At 72.7% G+C, this 17593-nt stretch carries 14 protein-coding genes and 3 tRNA genes; 6 read left to right on the forward strand and 11 right to left on the reverse strand.

Annotation, left to right across the window (positions count from 1 at the left end; translation table 11 throughout):
* Window positions 1–18 precede the first annotated feature (18 nt).
* The 6 genes from IF09_RS39925 to purS form a co-directional block, all read right to left on the reverse strand.
* Window positions 19–834 (reverse strand): META domain-containing protein, encoded by an 816-nt coding sequence (locus IF09_RS39925; RefSeq protein ID WP_037634023.1) that lies wholly within the window; start codon window positions 832–834, stop codon window positions 19–21.
* 58 nt (window positions 835–892) lie between these two features.
* The gene (locus tag IF09_RS0105185) at window positions 893–1675 is read right to left on the reverse strand and encodes a maleylpyruvate isomerase family mycothiol-dependent enzyme (protein ID WP_030292358.1); all 783 of its coding nucleotides are present in this window, start codon (window positions 1673–1675) and stop codon (window positions 893–895) included.
* A gap of 42 nt (window positions 1676–1717) precedes the next feature.
* Complete coding sequence (locus IF09_RS0105190) at window positions 1718–2872, reverse strand: hypothetical protein (protein ID WP_051832124.1); 1155 nt, start codon at window positions 2870–2872, stop codon at window positions 1718–1720.
* 86 nt (window positions 2873–2958) lie between these two features.
* Window positions 2959–5208, reverse strand: coding sequence for a phosphoribosylformylglycinamidine synthase subunit PurL (gene purL / locus IF09_RS39930; RefSeq protein WP_037634024.1), 2250 nt, complete (start codon window positions 5206–5208; stop codon window positions 2959–2961).
* Entirely contained in the window at window positions 5205–5885 is a 681-nt protein-coding gene (purQ, locus tag IF09_RS0105200) for a phosphoribosylformylglycinamidine synthase subunit PurQ (RefSeq protein WP_030292363.1), read from the reverse strand. Before purQ ends, purL begins: the two co-directional genes overlap by 4 nt.
* 2 nt (window positions 5886–5887) lie before the next feature.
* Window positions 5888–6139 carry a phosphoribosylformylglycinamidine synthase subunit PurS gene (gene purS / locus IF09_RS0105205; RefSeq protein ID WP_008740952.1) on the reverse strand — a complete coding sequence of 84 codons (252 nt, stop codon included), beginning with the start codon at window positions 6137–6139 and terminating at the stop codon, window positions 5888–5890.
* A 346-nt stretch (window positions 6140–6485) separates the two neighbouring features.
* Between purS and IF09_RS0105210 the strand changes: the two genes are divergently transcribed.
* The 6 genes from IF09_RS0105210 to IF09_RS0105235 all read left to right on the forward strand — a co-directional run bounded on the left by IF09_RS0105210 (window position 6486) and on the right by IF09_RS0105235 (window position 9298).
* Complete coding sequence (locus IF09_RS0105210; protein WP_030292364.1) at window positions 6486–6803, forward strand: histone-like nucleoid-structuring protein Lsr2; 318 nt, start codon at window positions 6486–6488, stop codon at window positions 6801–6803.
* 151 nt (window positions 6804–6954) lie between these two features.
* Window positions 6955–7026 (forward strand) — tRNA-Gly (locus tag IF09_RS0105215).
* A gap of 79 nt (window positions 7027–7105) precedes the next feature.
* Window positions 7106–7178: transfer RNA gene (locus IF09_RS0105220), tRNA-Gly, on the forward strand.
* A gap of 182 nt (window positions 7179–7360) precedes the next feature.
* Complete coding sequence (locus IF09_RS0105225) at window positions 7361–8590, forward strand: sensor histidine kinase (protein WP_037634030.1); 1230 nt, start codon at window positions 7361–7363, stop codon at window positions 8588–8590.
* Window positions 8587–9198 carry a response regulator transcription factor gene (locus IF09_RS0105230; RefSeq protein WP_030292371.1) on the forward strand — a complete coding sequence of 204 codons (612 nt, stop codon included), beginning with the start codon at window positions 8587–8589 and terminating at the stop codon, window positions 9196–9198. Before IF09_RS0105225 ends, IF09_RS0105230 begins: the two co-directional genes overlap by 4 nt.
* Before the next feature lie 24 nt (window positions 9199–9222).
* Window positions 9223–9298, forward strand: a tRNA-Gly gene (locus IF09_RS0105235).
* A 143-nt stretch (window positions 9299–9441) separates the two neighbouring features.
* On the opposite strand, the gene IF09_RS0105240 is transcribed toward IF09_RS0105235, so the two are convergent.
* From IF09_RS0105240 to IF09_RS0105260, 5 genes are all read right to left on the reverse strand, one after another.
* On the reverse strand, window positions 9442–10344 hold the full coding sequence (locus IF09_RS0105240; protein WP_030292373.1) for a phosphoribosylaminoimidazolesuccinocarboxamide synthase: 903 nt from the start codon (window positions 10342–10344) through the stop codon (window positions 9442–9444).
* A gap of 81 nt (window positions 10345–10425) precedes the next feature.
* Window positions 10426–11904, reverse strand: a complete 1479-nt coding sequence (locus IF09_RS0105245; protein WP_030292375.1) for a N,N-dimethylformamidase beta subunit family domain-containing protein — start codon at window positions 11902–11904, stop codon at window positions 10426–10428.
* A gap of 208 nt (window positions 11905–12112) precedes the next feature.
* The gene (locus IF09_RS0105250) at window positions 12113–13714 is read right to left on the reverse strand and encodes a hypothetical protein (protein WP_030292376.1); all 1602 of its coding nucleotides are present in this window, start codon (window positions 13712–13714) and stop codon (window positions 12113–12115) included.
* Between the two features lie 288 nt (window positions 13715–14002).
* Window positions 14003–15256: a phosphoribosylamine--glycine ligase gene (purD, locus tag IF09_RS0105255; RefSeq protein ID WP_030292377.1), complete on the reverse strand. Its 1254-nt coding sequence runs from the start codon at window positions 15254–15256 to the stop codon at window positions 14003–14005.
* 60 nt (window positions 15257–15316) lie between these two features.
* Complete coding sequence (locus IF09_RS0105260; RefSeq protein WP_030292379.1) at window positions 15317–17539, reverse strand: DNA polymerase III subunit gamma and tau; 2223 nt, start codon at window positions 17537–17539, stop codon at window positions 15317–15319.
* Window positions 17540–17593 lie beyond the last annotated feature (54 nt).

Raw genomic sequence — 17593 nt, forward strand, 5'->3', positions numbered from 1 at the left:
CACCGGTGGCGCGGCGGGTCATTCCGCGGCCGAGCCGGCCGTCGCGGTCAGGCCCGTGCCGTCCGGCGCGGTGAGGGTGAGGGTCCCGCCCTCGACGCTCCAGGTGAGCGGGGACTCGGCGAAGAGCTCGGTCAGTTTCCGCTCGAGCTCGCCCACCGGGCCCTCGCAGGCCATCCGGGTCGTGGTCAGAGGCCCGAAGGTGAGCTGGGCGCCGTCGCCGGTGGCCTTGGCGCTGAACCGGTTGCAGCCGAGGCTGCCGCTCGCGGCGAGGTCGGCGCTGAGGGTGAAGACGGCCCTGCCGGCCGCCTCGGCCGGTACGGAGGAGGCGCTCTGACCGCTGACCAGGGAGGTCACGGTCCACGCCGTGGTGGTGAGCGGGGCGTCCGGGGTCGGGGGTTCCGCGCTCATCGCGATGGTGCTCCCGTCGGCCGTCTTCAGGGTGAGCCCGTTCGCTTGCCGGTCGACCGCCAGGCGGCCGGTGAAGAGCTTGGCGAAGGCCGTCTCGAACTCCGTGTTCTCGCAGGCCATGGCGGTGGTGGAGCCAGGTTTCACGGTGATCGTGGTCGCGCCGGCGTGGGTGACCTCGGCCGTGAATCCGTTGCAGCCGTAGTTCCCGCTCGCCTGGTCGGGTTCGGCCTGCGGGAAGGTGACCCGGGCGACGGGCGGCGCCTTCAGGGTCTTTCCGCCCGTGGTCAGGCTCTGCACGAACCACGTCCCGGACGTGCCGTGGCCGGGGGCGGTGCCAGGTGTACCGCCGCCGTCACCGCAGGCGGTGGCGGCGGCCAGGGTCAGGAGGGCGACGAGGGCTGCGGGGAGGTTCCGGAGCGTTCGCATGTCCCTGGGACGGACAGCGCGCCGTGGCGGTTCCCGTTCGGCCCGGCGCGCGTTCGTCTCAGCGCATCACCGGCAGCAGCGCCGCCAGATCGGCCCGCTCCCCGCTGGCCCTGACCTGCGCGCCTTCGACAGCAGCGGCCCAGTCCGTACGCCCGGTGGCCAGCCGGATCCAGGTCAGCGGGTCCGTCTCGACCACGTTCGGCGGGGTGCCGCGGGTGTGGCGGGGCCCCTCGATGCACTGGACCACCGCGAACGGCGGGATCCGTACCTCCACCGAGGCTCCCGGGGCCTTGAGCGCGAGCGCGTCGGCGAGCAGCCGGGTGCAGGCGGCCAGCGCCTGCCGCTCGATCGGGATGTCCACCCCGGCGGCCCGGGCCAGGTCGTCGGTGTGGACCACCAGTTCCACGGTCCGGGTGACCAGGAAATCGGCCAGGGTCATGTCCCCGACCCACAGGTCGAGCACCCGGCTGCCGGGGTTCGCGGCCAGCGCCTCGGCCATGCGGGCGCCGGCCCGCTCGTACAGCTCGGCCAGCGGGGCGCCCTCGAGGGTCTCCTTGGCCGCCTCGGCGATCTTCCCGGCGAGGGAGGCGGTGGCGAAGGGCCATTCGACGGCGGTCAGTTCCGGTACGGCGGCGGGGGGCCGGGCCAGTCCGCTCGCGAGCGAGTCCGCGATCCACGCGATGTGCGCGGCGAGGTCGGCGACGGTCCAGTCACCGAGGCCGCTGGGCCGCGCGAGCTGCTCGTCGTCCAACCTCCCTACGGCCTCGGCCACATGCCCGAACTGCGCGGTGACGGCGGTACGGACCTTGGCGGCGTCGTACCTGCGGATCTTGGGTGCCATGGGGGGAGTCTGCCCGATCGGTCGCCGCCGCCGCAGCTGCCGTCACTGCCGCAGCCGCTGGAGGGAGTACGAAGTGCCCGCCGGCTTCCACGGCTTCAGGCGGTGGAGGCGGACCGGCAGCAGCGGGACGGCGGTGAGCTCGGAGGCGATCGTGCTGCTGCCGGAGAGGGCGGCGTGGACGGCGTACTCGAGGAGCACCTCGGCGCCCTCGCAGGGCACGCCGTACAGGACCGCCTCGTAGGGCTCACGGACGGGGTCGATGTCGTGGTGCTCGGCGCGCAACCGGTCCTCCGGCCCGGCCACCAGGATCCGGCCGCCCCTGGACCAGAACCGACGGGTGTCCCCGAACCGGCTGCGGAAGCCGATCAGCGGCGGGGCCGTGGTCGTCCGCGCGTCCGCGACCAGCCACGTGTACCCGGAGGCGCGGCGGCGGACACCGACGCGCAGCACCGGCTGGGGCCCGTCGTGCAGCCGTCGGGCGGCTCGCCGTGCCGTGAGGCCGCGCCCGAGCAGTGGGGGCCCGGGGATGAGCAGCAGCAGGGACAGCAACTGCTGGTTGATGGCGTCGTACGGGGCCTGCGCGCTCGCCCCCAGGTCCGCCACGAGGGCCCAGGCCAGGCAGGCCGCGCCGGTGAGGGTGAGCAGCCCGCCGAAGAGGATCGGCCACCGGCCCCGGCGGCGGTGGCCGTCCGGGAGGTGCTCCGGAACCGGGCTGCGGGCGTCGCCGGCCGCTTCGAGGAACAGGGCGCGCTGCCGGCGCCGGGAGCGCAGGCGCAGCAGGGCCCCGGTGAACGTCCAGGCGCAGACGGCGATGACCAGCCAGCATCCGGCGCGGCCCTCGTCGGTGACGGGGGCCGGGCCGTACAGGCGGCCTGCCATGTCCAGGGCGATCACGGGAGCGGACACCGTGGTGGCGGCCGGCAGGTAGCGGTACCAGGCGGGGAGCGCGAGGAACAGGATCGCGGAGTGGTAGCCGACCCAGTCGGTGCCGGACCGCGCGGCGGTCTCGGGATCGTCGGAGCCGACGAGGGAGAACCCGTAGAAGACCAGCGGCACCAGGAGCCAGCACACGACGGTGGGTGCGAAGACCAGGGGGACGCGTGCGTCGCGCCAGCGCCGGGCCGCCTCGACCGTCCAGGGCCGGGCGCCGCCCTCGGGCAGGGCCGCCTCGGGCAGGATCTTGACCGTTTCGTTCACGGCGTCAGTATGCGGACGTGCCCTCGCAGGTCAGAAGGCCTGCGAGGGCACGGAATCGCTACAACCGCCGTGCGGTGCGGGCGGGATCAGGCCAGCAGGGCCGGGATCGTCGCCTCGTGCGCGGTACGGAGTTCCGCAAGCGGGATCGTGAACTCGCCCTGGATCTCGATCTCCTCGCCGTCCACCACGCCGATGCGGGTGGCGGGCAGGCCCCGCGCACCGCACATGTCGGTGAACCGGAGCTCCTCGCTGCGCGGGACGGCCACGATGGCCCGGCCCGCCGACTCGGAGAACAGGAAGGTGAACGCGTCCAGGCCCTCGGGAACCACGACGCGCGCGCCGTTGCCGCCCTTGAGGCAGGACTCGGTGAGCGCCTGGATCACGCCGCCGTCGGACAGGTCGTGCGCCGCATCGACCATGCCGTCGCGGGACGCCGAGATCAGGATCTCGCCGAGCAGCTTCTCGCGGCCCAGGTCCACCTTGGGCGGCATGCCGCCGAGGTGGTCGTGGACGACCTGGGACCAGGCCGAGCCGCCGAACTCCTCGGCCGTGTCGCCCAGCAGGTACAGCAGCTGGCCGGCCTCCGCGAACGCCATCGGCGTACGGCGGTTGACGTCGTCGATCACGCCGAGGACCGCCACGACCGGGGTCGGGTGGATCGCCACGTCACCGGTCTGGTTGTACAGCGAGACGTTGCCGCCGGTCACCGGGGTGCCCAGCTCCAGGCAGCCGTCCGCGAGACCGCGGGTGGCCTCGGCGAACTGCCACATGACGCCCGGGTCCTCGGGCGAGCCGAAGTTGAGGCAGTCGGAGATGGCGAGCGGCTTGGCGCCGGTCGCGGCGACGTTGCGGTACGCCTCCGCCAGCGCGAGCTGCGCGCCCGTGTACGGGTCGAGCTTCGCGAAGCGGCCGTTGCCGTCCGTCGCCATGGCCACACCGAGGTTGGACTCCTCGTCGATGCGGACCATGCCGGCGTCCTCGGGCTGCGAGAGCACCGTGTTGCCCTGCACGAAGCGGTCGTACTGGTCGGTGACCCAGGACTTCGAGGCCTGGTTCGGGGACGAGACCAGGGCCAGGACCTGCGCACGGAGCTCTTCCGAGGTCTGCGGGCGCGGCAGCTTGCCCGCGTCGTCGGCCTGGAGGGCGTCCTGCCACTCGGGGCGGGCGTAGGGCCGGTTGTAGACCGGGCCCTCGTGGGCGACGGTGCCCGGGGGCACGTCCACGATCTGCTCGCCGTGCCAGAAGATCTCCAGGCGCTCGCCGTCGGTCACCTCGCCGATGACGGTGGCGATGACGTCCCACTTCTCGCAGATCTCCATGAAGCGGTCGACGTGCTGCGGCTCGACGATCGCGCACATGCGTTCCTGCGACTCGCTCATGAGGATTTCCTCGGGCGAGAGCGTCGCGTCGCGCAGCGGGACGGTGTCCAGCTCGACGCGCATGCCGCCGGAACCGGCGGAGGCCAGCTCGGACGTGGCGCAGGAGAGCCCGGCGCCGCCGAGGTCCTGGATGCCCGCGACCAGCTTCTCCTTGAAGATCTCCAGGGTGCACTCGATGAGGAGCTTCTCCTGGAAGGGGTCGCCGACCTGGACGGCGGGGCGCTTGGTGGGCTTGGTGTCGTCGAAGGTCTCGGACGCGAGGACCGAGACGCCGCCGATGCCGTCGCCGCCGGTGCGGGCGCCGTAGAGGATCACCTTGTTGCCGGGGCCGGAGGCCTTGGCGAGGTGGATGTCCTCGTGCTTCATGACGCCGATGCAGCCGGCGTTGACCAGCGGGTTGCCCTGGTAGCAGGCGTCGAAGACGACCTCGCCGCCGATGTTCGGCAGGCCGAGGCAGTTGCCGTAGCCGCCGATGCCCGCGACCACGCCCGGCAGGACGCGCTTGGTGTCGGGGTGGTCGGCCGCGCCGAAGCGCAGCGGGTCGACGACCGCGACCGGGCGGGCGCCCATGGCGAGGATGTCGCGGACGATGCCGCCGATGCCGGTGGCCGCGCCCTGGTAGGGCTCGATGTACGAGGGGTGGTTGTGCGACTCGACCTTGAAGGTGACCGCGTAGCCCTGGCCGACGTCGACGACGCCGGCGTTCTCGCCGATGCCGACGAGCATGGCGTCGTTCTGGGGGACCTTCTCGCCGAACTGCTTCAGGTGGACCTTGCTGCTCTTGTACGAGCAGTGCTCGGACCACATGACGGAGTACATGGCGAGCTCGGCGCCCGTGGGGCGGCGGCCGAGGATCTCCCGGATGCGCGCGTACTCGTCCTCCTTGAGGCCGAGTTCCTTCCAGGGCTGGGAGGCGTCCGGGGTTTCGGTGGCGTTCTTGACCGTGTCGAGGCTCATGCGGAGACCAGCTTCTTCAGGACCGACGTGAAGAACGGGAGGCCGTCGGTGCGGCCCGTCCCGATCAGCGGCTCCACCGCGTGCTCGGGGTGCGGCATGAGGCCGACGACGTTGCCCGCGGCGTTGGTGATGCCGGCGATGTCGCGGAGCGACCCGTTCGGGTTCATGTCGACGTAGCGGAAGGCCACGCGGCCTTCGGCCTCGAGCTCGTCGAGGACGCGCTCGTCGGCGACGTACCGGCCGTCCATGTTCTTGAGCGGTACGGAGATCTCCTGGCCGGCGGCGTAGTCGCCGGTCCACGAGGTCTCCGCGTTCTCCACCCGCAGCTTCTGGTCGCGGCAGATGAAGTGCAGGTGGTTGTTCCGGAGCATCGCCCCCGGCAGCAGGTGGGCCTCGGTGAGGATCTGGAAGCCGTTGCAGATGCCGAGGACGGGCATGCCGCCCTTGGCCTGCTCGATGATGGTCTCCATCACCGGCGAGAACCGGGAGATGGCTCCGGCGCGCAGGTAGTCCCCGTAGGAGAAGCCGCCCGCGAGGACGACCGCGTCGACCTGGTGCAGGTCCTTGTCGCGGTGCCACAGCGAGACGGGTTCGGCCCCCGCGAGGCGGACGGCGCGCAGCGAGTCACGGTCGTCAAGCGTTCCGGGGAACGTGACGACTCCGATGCGAGTGGTCACCGTCAGGCCTCGACCTTCACGGTGAAGTCTTCGATGACGGTGTTGGCGAGGAACGTTTCGGCCATCTTGTGGATGCGGTCGAGGGCGGCCTGGTCGACCGGTCCCTCCACCTCGAGCTCGAAGCGCTTCCCCTGGCGGACGTCGGCGATGCCCTCGAATCCCAGGCGCGGCAGTGCACGCTGCACCGCCTGGCCCTGGGGGTCGAGGATCTCCGGCTTGAGCATGACGTCGACTACGACGCGTGCCACTGGCACTCCCGATGGGTGGTTGGTGCGAAGGCGGTTCCCTCAGCGTACCCGTCCGAAATTTCTACGCGGGTAGATATCCTTCGGCCGTGATCGTCCGCCCGTTTCGGCTTCACCAACGCTTCGCAAAATCCACCGGAAAACCACGCGCCCGGGATTGCGGCAGGACACGCGGAGACAATTAACTGGGCTTCGCAATGCAATGGGAATCGCGGTACAAAGGATTCCACCGGGTCGGCGACATTTGCCGCCTCTCGACTCGGGTCGGAAAGTTGCATTGCTCCGAAACATCCACACAGGCGACATCACCGCACGTCCAACGCGTAGGTGACATCGCACGAAGGGACCGATATCCGTGGCGCAGCGCGTAGTAGTCACGATCTCCGACGACATCGACGGCGGAGAAGCGGCGGAAACGGTCACGTTCGGCCTGGACGGTAAGTCGTACGAGATCGACCTCAATCTGGCCAACGCAAAGAAACTGCGGAAGAGCCTCGCGCCCTTCGTGGCCGCCGGCCGCCGCCAGGCCCGCTCCGGGAAGACGTACAAGCACACCTCGCTGGCCCCGGACCCGGCGGTCGTACGCGCCTGGGCCCGGTCCAACGACCTCGACGTGCCGCCGCGCGGCCGGATCCCGAAGCGGGTCTACGCGGCGTACAACGAGGCGCACTGAGTCCGACCGGGGGCCTTCCGGGCCCTGCGGGGCCCCGCAGGGCCCGCTAACGGGGCGTGGAGGGGGCCGATTTGCCATCCACCCCCTCCGATCCGCTAGTGTGTGGATCACGCCGAGGGGCCAGACCGCAGGTCAAAGCCCCGAAGGTCGTGCGGGTGTAGTTCAGTAGCAGAACATCCCCCTTCCAGGGGGAAGGCGCAGTGTGCGATCCCTGTCACCCGCTCTGCACGCTTTACCGGCCACTCCGGTGGATCGGGTAGAGTGATGCACGCATCGCCCGACATTCGTGTCGAGGCAAGCATGCGGACGTAGCTCAGTTGGTAGAGCACCACCTTGCCAAGGTGGATGTCGCGCGTTCGAGTCGCGTCGTCCGCTCAGAGTGCAAAGGCCCTGATCATTGATCAGGGCCTTTGTCGTATGCCGTGCAGGCAATCGGCTTGTGCTGACAAATGTCATCGGGGGAGATGACGGCGCGCACTGATGCCGCCCGCGGGCCGCCGCGAGGCTGGAGTCGTGCACGGCGGCGACCGCCGGTGGGTGATCGGGGGACTGGGACCGTGTCGAAGCTGACCGGGTGGTGGAAGAACCGCAGCAGTGCGGGGAAGGTCGAGCTGTACATCCGCTGGTCCTTCCACTTCTTCGTGCCCCTTGAGGTCCTGTCGTTCGGGCTGCCCGCGGTGGCCTCCCCGGCCAACACGACCGCACTGCCGGTCTCGCTGGCGGTGCTCCTGATGATGAGCGTGCACTCCGTGCTGGTCGGGTTCCTCTCCTCGCGGGCGCTGGACTGGATCGCGGGCCGACGGAAGCAGCCGGTGCGGCTCGCCGTGACGGTGGCGGCCCTGACGGCCGCGGCCTGCCTGGCCCTGCTGACCCTGGTCATGCCGAGGATCATCGGCGTGGCCACGCCGCTCGTCCTGGGCATGACCAGCTTCACCACCGGCGCCTTGGTGCTGTGCATGCGGCGGATCCGGCACAAGTGCTGGATGGCCCCCGCCTGGGCCCTCGGTGCGGGCCTGGCGGTGCTGGCGATGGGCGTGGGCGCGGCCGAGGCCCTCGGGTACACGATCGGGGCGCTGCTGACCGGCCTGTTCATGAGCGTGGCCTACGGGTTCTCCGGGTGGCTGCTGAACGCCGTCCACGAGCTGGACCGCGCCCGGGAGCTCCAGGCGCAGCTGGCCGTCGCCGAGGAGCGGCTGCGCTTCGGGCGCGACCTGCACGACGTGATGGGCCGCAATCTGGCGGTGATCGCGCTCAAGAGCGAGCTCGCGGTCCAGCTGGCCCGCCGCGAACGCCCGGAGGCCGTGGACCAGATGATCGAGGTCCAGCGCATCGCCCGGGAGTCGCAGCGCGAGGTACGGGACGTCGTACGCGGCTACCGCGAGGCGGATCTCACGGCGGAGCTGGAGGGCGCCCGCGGGGTGCTCAGCGCGGCCGGAATGGACTGCCGCGTCGAGGTCGAGGCCGGGCGTGCACTGCGCCCCGAGGTGCAGTCGGCGCTGGGCTGGGTGGTCCGGGAGGCGACCACGAACGTCCTGCGGCACGGGGACGCCCGCAATTGCGTGATCCGGCTGACGGCGCCCGACGAGGGCGCCCTGACGCTGGTGGTGGAGAACGACGGGGCCCCCGAGGCGCCGGCCGGACCGCCGGGCTCCGGGCTCGCGGGGCTGCGGGAGCGGCTCGCGGTGCTGGACGGCACCTTGGAGGCGGGCCCGGTCGACGGCGGCCGCTTCCGGCTGCGGGCCCGGATCCCGGGCGGACAACTGCGAGGACTGGAGGTGCGGGCGTGAGCCCCGTACGCGTACTGCTGGCCGACGACGAGCACCTGATCCGTGGCGCGCTCGCCGCACTGCTGGCCCTGGAGGACGATCTGCTGGTCGTCGCGGAGGCGGCCTCGGGGCCGGAGGCCCTGGCGATGGCGCGCGCCCACCGGCCGGACGTGGCGGTGCTCGACCTGCAGATGCCGGGGGCGGACGGTGTGAGTGTGGCCACATCGCTGCGGGCCGAACTCCCCGGCTGCAAGACCATGATCGTGACGAGCCACGGGCGTCCCGGGCACCTGAAGCGGGCCCTCGCAGCAGGGGTGCGGGCCTTCGCGCCGAAGACGGTGTCGGCGCAGCGGCTGGCCGAGCTGATCCGGACCGTGCACTCCGGAGGGCGTTATGTGGACCCCGAGTTGGCGGCCGACGCGATCAGCGCGGGGGACTCCCCGCTGACCGCGCGCGAGGCCGAGGTGCTCGAACTCGCGGGGGACGGCGCGCCGGTCGCGGAGATCGCGGAGCGGGCCTCGCTGTCGCAGGGGACCGTACGGAACTACCTGTCCTCGGCGGCCTCGAAGCTCGGCGCCGAGAACCGGCACACGGCAGTGCGTCTCGCACGCGAGCGAGGTTGGGTATAGTAGGTCTCGCGTTACGGCGCACCTGCGGACATAGCTCAGTTGGTAGAGCACCACCTTGCCAAGGTGGATGTCGCGCGTTCGAGTCGCGTTGTCCGCTCCATCGAGGAAGCCCCCGGTCATCTGACCGGGGGCTTCTTCGTGTTCCAGGCCCGAGCGCGGGGCGGGGTGGTCCGGATTCCAGGCCCGAGCGCAGGGCCGGGTCCGGATTCCAGGCCCGGCGTCCCGGGCCTGGAACCGCCGGCCTCAGACCCAGGTGAGGCCGGTGAGCCGCTCGTACGCCTCGATGTACTTGGCGCTGGTCTGCTCGACGACCTCCTGCGGGAGGGCCGGCGGCGGGAGTTCGCCCTTGCGGTCCCAGCCGGAGGCCGGGGAGGAGAGCCAGTTGCGGACGAACTGCTTGTCGTACGAGGGCTGCGTGCGGCCCGGCTCCCACTGGTCGGCCGGCCAGAAGCGGGAGGAGTCCGGGGTCAGCACCTCGTCGCCGGCGACGAGGGTGCCGTCCCTGTCGAAGCCGAACTCGAACTTGGTGTCGGCCAGGATGATCCCGCGCTCGCGGGCGATGTCCCGGGCCCGGCCGTACACGGCGAGGGTGGTCTGGCGCAGCAGCGCGGCCGTCTCGGCGCCGGTGGTGCGCGCGACCTCCTCGTACGAGACGTTCTCGTCGTGCTCGCCGACCTCGGCCTTGGCGGCCGGGGTGAAGATCGGGGCGGGCAGCTCGGAACCGTCCACGAGCCCCTCGGGGAGGGCGAGTCCGCAGACCGTACGGGTCTGCTCGTACTCGGCGAGGCCGGAGCCGGTGAGGTAGCCGCGGGCCACGCACTCGACCGGGACCATCTCGAGGCTCTTGCAGATCAGGGTGCGCCCGGCCCAGTCGGCGGGGGCGCCCTCGGGCAGCTCGGTGCCGATCACGTGGTTCGGGACGAGGTCCGCGAGCTGGTCGAACCACCACAGGGAGAGCTGGGTCAGGACGCGGCCCTTGTCCGGGATCTCGGTGGGGAGCACCCAGTCGTACGCGGACATCCGGTCGCTGGCGACCATGACGAGGTTGCCGTCGCCGTCGCGGTAGAGGTCGCGCACCTTGCCGGTGTGGAGGTGGATGAGGCCGGGCACCTGAACCGGCTCGGGCTTTTCGACGAATCCGGACACGGGGTCTCCCTGTGGTTCTGTACGAGCGCAGCCCCATTCTCCCGTACCGGTTCGCGATCGGGGACAACAGGTCCGGGTCGGTCAGTCCCGCTTGCAGATCCGGTCGAGGAGGTTGGCGGTGGCCCGCTGGATCCGTTCGTCGACATGGCCGGGGCGGTCGAGGGCCGGGGACCAGGCGAACGTGCCGGACGCGAAGACCAGCGCCCCGCTCGGGGCCCGGTACAGGGAGGTCTCCTGGTGGCGCTTCGCGCCCTCGCTGTCGAGGTACGGGGAGTGCGCGAGCAGGATCCGGTCCTGGTGCTCGGGGAGCTGGGTGCGCGGGAAGTACCGGTCGGCCTCGCCGGCGACCAGACCGGGGAGCTCGTCGTTCTCGGCGGCGCCGGTGGAGTCCCAGAGCCAGTGCGTGGCATTGCGCACGATCAGGGGCGCGGGCTCGGGGACCCGCCCTGCGTACTGGATGCCGAGCAGCTGCTGCTCCGGGCGGTCGATCTCGCGCCAGAGGCCGGGGCGGCCGGGGCCGCGGCGTTTTCGGCAGGTGAGCAGCCGGTCTTCGACCCCGGAGGGGGAGGGGCCCAGCTCGACCTGCCAGTACATGGTGTTGGCGGAGAGGAAGACGAGCGAGGTGCCGTGGCCGCGGGCGCGCTCGGCGGTGCGGCGCATGGGGGCCGACCAGTACTCGTCGTGGCCGGGGAAGACCAGGCCCCGGTAGCGGGTGGGGTCGACGCGGCCGGCGTGCAGATCGCGGGTGTCCGCGTAGGCGAGGTCGTAGCCGTAGCGCTCCGCCCAGCGGATGAAGTCGTAGGCGTGGCCCACGTGCAGGGGCAGTCCGGCGCCGGCGTAGGGCCGGTCGAAGGAGACCGTGACGGCCGCGTCCCGCTCGCCGAGCAGCCGGCCCTCGTCGTCCCAGGCGTGGTAGAGGCTCGCACCGGTCCGCCCGTCCTCGGGATAGAGGTTGTAGGCCTGCCAGGTGATGTCGGGCAGCAGCAGGAGGAGGTCCGCGGGGTGGTCGTCGCGGACGGTGAACGGGATGTGGGACCGGTACCCGTCGGCGGTGGTGAGGACGGCGACGTAGGCGCCGACGCTCCAGTAGGAGGGGACCTGGAGCCGCCAGGAGAGCCACCAGTGGTGGCAGGAGACGGTGCGGTCGGCGGTGAGCGGGGCCGGCTGGACGATGCCGGAGAGCCGGGGGCTGGTGGTGATCTTGGAGGCGCCGTCGCCGCCGTAGTGGCCGATGCGGTAGACGTCGACGGAGAACTGCTGGGGCGGGTCCACGGTGATGTGGAAGTCGATGGCCTCGCCGGGGGCGACGGCGCCGGTGGAGGCGAACCCCTTGATCTGCCGGTGCACGTCGTCGGCGGTGCGCGGGCCGCCGTTGCTGCGGGCGCGCGGGTTCTGGCCGGGGGCCAGGGCCGGGTCCACGTACCAGGGCACGACCTGTCCGGTGTCGTCGAAGTAGAGCTCGCTGCCCCGGAACCACGGCAGCGGTCCCTGGCCGAAGGGGTCGGTCACCGCGTGCGCGAGCGCCCCTGACTCCCATCGCCGGATCTGGTCCGCACCCATACCCTCTCCCCTCCCTCGCTCCCCCGAACGGTCTCTGTTTCATGCCGATGCGGCCCGGTTCCAGGACATCGAACCGTGACCGGTCCCAGCACATCACATAACGCACTCATTCCGTCACCGTTCGCCATATCCGGAGCCACATCGCGAGCCCACATCCGGAGCCGCGGAGTGCCGGGCGGCCGGGGCACGCGGGCCGGGGCGGGCGCGGTCACACCAGTCGGACGGGCTTCTCCGGGCGGACCCCGAGGGCGGCGAGCCAGTCGCGCAGGGGTGCTGCGTCGCCCTCCTCCACCAGGCTCAGCACCCGGGGGGCCAGGTCCGCGCGGCGTTCGCCGCCGATCAGGAGGACCGGGCCGTCCAGCCAGTCCAGGCCGGGCGCGGCATCGGCCGAGTCCACGGCCGCGGCGCACACCATCGCCGTCACGTGGTCGGCGAGCAGGTCCCGCCCGCTGCGGGGCGGCTGGAGCGGGAACAGCGGCACGGCGTCCGCCCCCCGCGCCACCCCGGCTCCCGTGGCGCCTGCGGAACGTTCCTCCCTGGCCACGTCACCGCTGAGCAGTCCGGCCAGCGCCTCCCCGGCGGCGCCCTCGCCGACCGCATCCGCGAGATAGCCCAGCACCCGGTCCAGCGTGGGACCTTGGCCGGCAGGCACGGCGAGGGCGTCCAGCGCCGCATGCAGCCGGGCGGCCTCGGCGCGCCATTTGCGGTCCACGACCTCCTCCGGATACGCCGCCCAGTCCACCGGCGACCAGTCCGGACCGGCCTCGGCCGGCCCGCCGTGGAAGAGCCGCGCGGCCAGCAGCGAAGCCGCCTCGTCGACCGCTCCGGGCCGCTCCAGCAGATCGCACGCGGGCCGCTCGCCCAGCCGCGAGGTGAACCCCTCGGCCAGCCGGTCCCGCCGGGACAGCTCGGTCAGCGCGGAGACGACCCCTGCGTCGAGGTGCGCCGGCCAGCGGCCCATCCGCCACGCGGGCAGCGCGACCCGGGTCAGCAGCCGGTCCCAGCCCGCATAGGCGAGGCCGACCTGTTCCTGGGCGACGATGCGCAGCCCGTAATCCACACCCTGTGCACGGTCCGAGGCGGCGGCGGCCACCCCGCGCTCCATCTCGGCGGCATCCGCCTGGCACAACCGCAGCAGCAGCCGGGCCGGCCGGCCGATCCAGCCGAGGCCGGGCCGGCTGCCCACGTCCACCGCGGCATCGAGCCCGCGGACGAAGCCCCGGGCATCGGCTATGTCCGGATGCGCGGAAGGGCCCGTACCGGCGACGACCGGCGCCAGGACCGCCCGCAGCTCGGCGACCCGCATCCACCACAGGAACGGCGAGCCGATCACCAGCACGGGAGCCGCGCCCGGCTCCGACTCGCGGCCGCCGGATATGCCGCCGCGGCGGTGCGCCGCATGCGTACGGTCCTCGAGCCAGCTGTCGCAGTCCGGGGTCAGGGCTATGGCGGAGGGCACGGGCACGTCCATCCGGTCGGCCAGATCCCGCACCAGCCGGTAGAGGTCGGGCGCGGCGGTCTCCGGCAGCGGCACCGTCGGCGTCACGGCCGGGCTCGCCCGCAGCACCACGGCGGCGAACGCCCCGCCGGCGAGGAGCACCAGCACCGCGACCACACACACGACGAGGGTCACCACGGGCCAGGGATCCCCGGCCAGCCGGCCCGTCATACGGGCGCTCAGCAGCACCACCGCGAGGGCGGCGGGCAGCACCCCGAGGGCCGTCGCCCGGCTGCGCACGCGCAGCACGGCCAAGGCCCGGGAGCGCGCGGACGGCGCGCCCACTTCCACGATCGAACCGGTTCCGGACACGGCCGGACCTCACCCCCTCTGCCCTGCGGCGGTTTTGCTCACTCCCCCACTGTGACACCCGCCACTGACATCGCAATGCCGGTGGGCCAAGTGCCGGAATGCTTGCGCCGCACCCTAGTTGGGGACCGTTCGGCAGTCAGCAGGACCGGGCGACCATCACCCGATGGAATGGCTTTGGGTAAAGGTGGCTGCGTTCGAACGCGGCCGGATGCACTCGCACGCGAACACGCGCGCGGGCCCGGGCGCACAGAGGTGCGCACCGGGCCCGCGTCGCGACCGCCCCGCTGCTCAGCGGCCTTCGGCCGCCCTGGCGGCGATGTCCGTACGGTGCTGGGAGCCGTCCAGCCGGATCCGCGCGACGGCCTTATACGCCTTCTCGCGGGCCTGTGCCAGATCGGAACCGGTCGCCGTCACCGAGAGCACGCGGCCGCCCGCGCTGACGACGGCGTCGCCCTCGCGCCGGGTCCCGGCGTGCAGCACGTACGCGTCGGGACCGTCCTGCGCGGCCACCTCGGCCAGGCCCTCGATCGGGTCCCCGGTGCGCGGGGTCTCCGGGTAGTTGTGGGAGGCGATGACCACGGTGACGGCCGCGTCCTCGCGCCAGCACAGCGGCGGCTGCGCGTCCAGCGTGCCGTTGGCCGCGTTCAGCAGCACGCTCGCGAGCGGGGTGCGCAGCCGGGCCAGGACCACCTGGGTCTCGGGGTCGCCGAAGCGGGCGTTGAACTCGATGACGCGGACGCCGCGCGAGGTGATCGCGAGGCCTGCGTACAGCAGCCCGGAGAACGGGGTGCCGCGGTGGCGCAGCTCGTCCACGGTCGGCTGGAGGACGGTCTCCATGACCTCGTCGACCAGCTTCGGGTCGGCCCAGGGCAGTGGCGAGTACGCGCCCATGCCGCCGGTGTTGGGGCCCTCGTCGCCGTCGAGCGCGCGCTTGAAGTCCTGCGCGGGCTGGAGCGGCAGCACGGTGACGCCGTCGGTGATGGCGAAGAGGGAGACCTCGGGGCCGTCGAGGTACTCCTCGATGACGACGCGGTCGCAGCCGAGCGCGTGCGCGCGGGCGGCGGCCAGGTCTTCGGTGACCACGACGCCCTTGCCGGCGGCGAGGCCGTCGTCCTTGACGACGTACGGGGCGCCGAAGGCGTCGAGGGCCGCGTCCACCTCTTCGGGGGTGGTGCAGACGTAGCTGCGCGCGGTCGGGACGCCGGCCGCGGCCATCACGTCCTTGGCGAACGCCTTGGAGCCCTCCAGCTGCGCCGCTTCCGCGGACGGGCCGAAGACGGGGATGCCCGCGGCGCGGACGGCGTCGGAGACGCCGGCGACCAGGGGGGCCTCCGGGCCGACGACGACCAGGCCGGCGCCGAGCTCGGTGGCGAGGCGGGCCACGGCCGCGCCGTCGAGGGCGTCGACCGGGCGCAGCTCCGCCACCTCGGCGATGCCGGCATTGCCGGGAGCGCAGTACAGCGCGTTGACGTCGGGGTCGAGGGACAGAGAGCGGCACAGGGCATGTTCGCGGGCGCCGCCGCCGATGACGAGGACCTTCACGCCATGCAGCCTAGCCCGCGTGGCGCGATGCCTTTCGTGCGGCCACCCAATGAGACGGCCCTACTCGTTCGTGTATTCCTCCACAACCGTGGCTCCGAGCTCGCGCACGATGAGGTCGTGTCCGGTCAGGGCGCTCTCGACGAGGTCGGGATCATCCTCTTCCGGTACGTCGTCCTCGGGCGCGACCGGCGGGGGCGCCTGCTGTACGGGGGGCTGCGGCGCGGAGGCGCCCTGCTGGGGCGGCTGCGGCTGCTGCGGCGGCTGGTACGGCTGCGACGGGGCGGGAGCGTGCTGCGCCGGGGTCGTAGGAGCCTGGGCGGCCGACGGCGGGCTGTAGGCGGGCCCGGCCGGGGCGGAGTACGCGGACGGAGCCGGGGCCGGCTGGCCTCCGCCCCCTCCCACCACGGCGTCGATCTTCCAGTTGACCTGGAACTGCTCGGCCAGAACGGCCTTGAGCACGTCCTCACTGCCGCTGCTCGCGAAGTTGTCGCGGGCTCCGGCGTTGGGGAAGCCGAGCTGCAGGGTCGTCCCGTCGAAGCCGGTGACCTGGGCGTTCTGGCTGAGCAGGATCCAGGTGAAGCGGCGGCGGTTCTTGACGGCCTCGAGGACGCCGGGCCACATCGCCTGGACCTGCCCGGCGCCGGCGGCCATGCCGGGCGACGGGGCGGCGGCCGGAGCGGGGGCGGCCGGAGCCGGAGCCGGGGCAGCGGCCGCGGGCTGGCCCGAGCCGGGCGCGGCGGCGCTGGGCCAGGCACCGGCGGCGGGGGCGGACGCGGCGGGAGCCGGGGCGGAAGCGGCGGCTCCGGGCCAGGCACCGGGGGCACCGCCACCAGGCTGCGCGGCCCCGGGCCACGCACCGGGGGCGGGCGCACCAGGGGCCTGCACAGGAGCGGGAGCGGGAGCCGGGGGCTGGACGGGAGCCCGGACCGGTGCCGGAGCCGGCTCGGCCGGGGCCTCCGGCTCGGGAGCCCGTACGGCCGCAGCGGCGGCCCGTGCGGCGGCGACCGCGCCGCCGGGCCCGGCCGGGGCCATGGCATGCGCCTCGGGCCCGGGCACGTACCCCATGGCGGGCCCGCCGGCCGGGGCGGCGGCCATGCCGACGGCACCGGTGGCGCCGGGCGCGAACCCGCTCCGCTCCAGACGGTCGAGCCTGGCCTGGAACGACCGCTCGTCGTCGAAGGCGGCGGGCAGCAGCACCCGGGCGCAGATCAGCTCGAGCTGGAGCCGCGGCGAGGTCGCACCGCGCATCTCGGTGAGCCCGGTGTTGACCAGATCGGCGGCGCGGCTCAGCTCGGCGGCGCCGAACACGGACGCCTGGGCCTGCATCCGCTCGACGACATCGGCGGGGGCGTCGATGAGCCCCTTCTCCCCGGCGTCGGGCACGGCGGCCAGGATCACCAGGTCCCGCAGCCGCTCCAGCAGGTCGGCGACGAAGCGGCGGGGGTCGTTGCCGCCCTCGACCACCCGGTCGACGACCTCGAAGGCGGCCGCCCCGTCCCCGGAGGCGAAGGCGTCGACGACGGAGTCGAGCAGCGACCCGTCGGTGTACCCGAGCAGGGAGGTGGCCATGGCATACGTCACACCGTCCTCGGCGGCACCGGCGAGGAGCTGGTCCATGACGGACATGGAGTCACGCACGGACCCGGCGCCGGCCCGCACGACGAGCGGCAACACGCCGTCCTCGACCTTGGCCCCCTCGCGTCCGCAGACCTCGCCGAGGTAGTCCCGCAGCGTGCCGGGCGGCACGAGCCGGAACGGATAGTGGTGCGTCCGGGACCGGATGGTCCCGATGACCTTCTCCGGCTCCGTGGTGGCGAAGATGAACTTGAGGTGCTCCGGCGGCTCCTCGACCACCTTCAGCAGGGCGTTGAAGCCCGCCGAGGTGACCATGTGGGCCTCGTCGATGATGTAGATCTTGTAGCGGCTGGAGGCGGGCCCGAAGAAGGCCTTCTCCCGCAGGTCACGGGCGTCGTCCACACCACCGTGCGAGGCCGCGTCGATCTCGATGACGTCGATCGACCCCGGCCCGTTGCGCGCCAGGTCCTTGCAGGACTGGCATGCGCCGCAGGGCTCGGGAGTGGGGCCCTGCTCACAGTTCAGGCACCGTGCCAGGATCCGCGCGCTGGTGGTCTTGCCACAGCCTCGGGGCCCGCTGAACAGGTACGCGTGATTGACCCGGTTGTTCCGCAGGGCCTGCATCAGGGGGACAGTGACATGCTCCTGTCCGATGACCTCGGCGAACGACTCGGGGCGGTAGCGGCGGTACAGCGCAAGGGACGACACGTCTACGAGGTTATCCGGGCCCACCGACAAAGACTCCCCGCCGACGGTCCCGCC

It is taken from the genome of Streptomyces katrae, assembly GCF_000717655.1.
In the GTDB taxonomy this organism is placed as follows: Bacteria; Actinomycetota; Actinomycetes; order Streptomycetales; family Streptomycetaceae; genus Streptomyces; species Streptomyces katrae_B.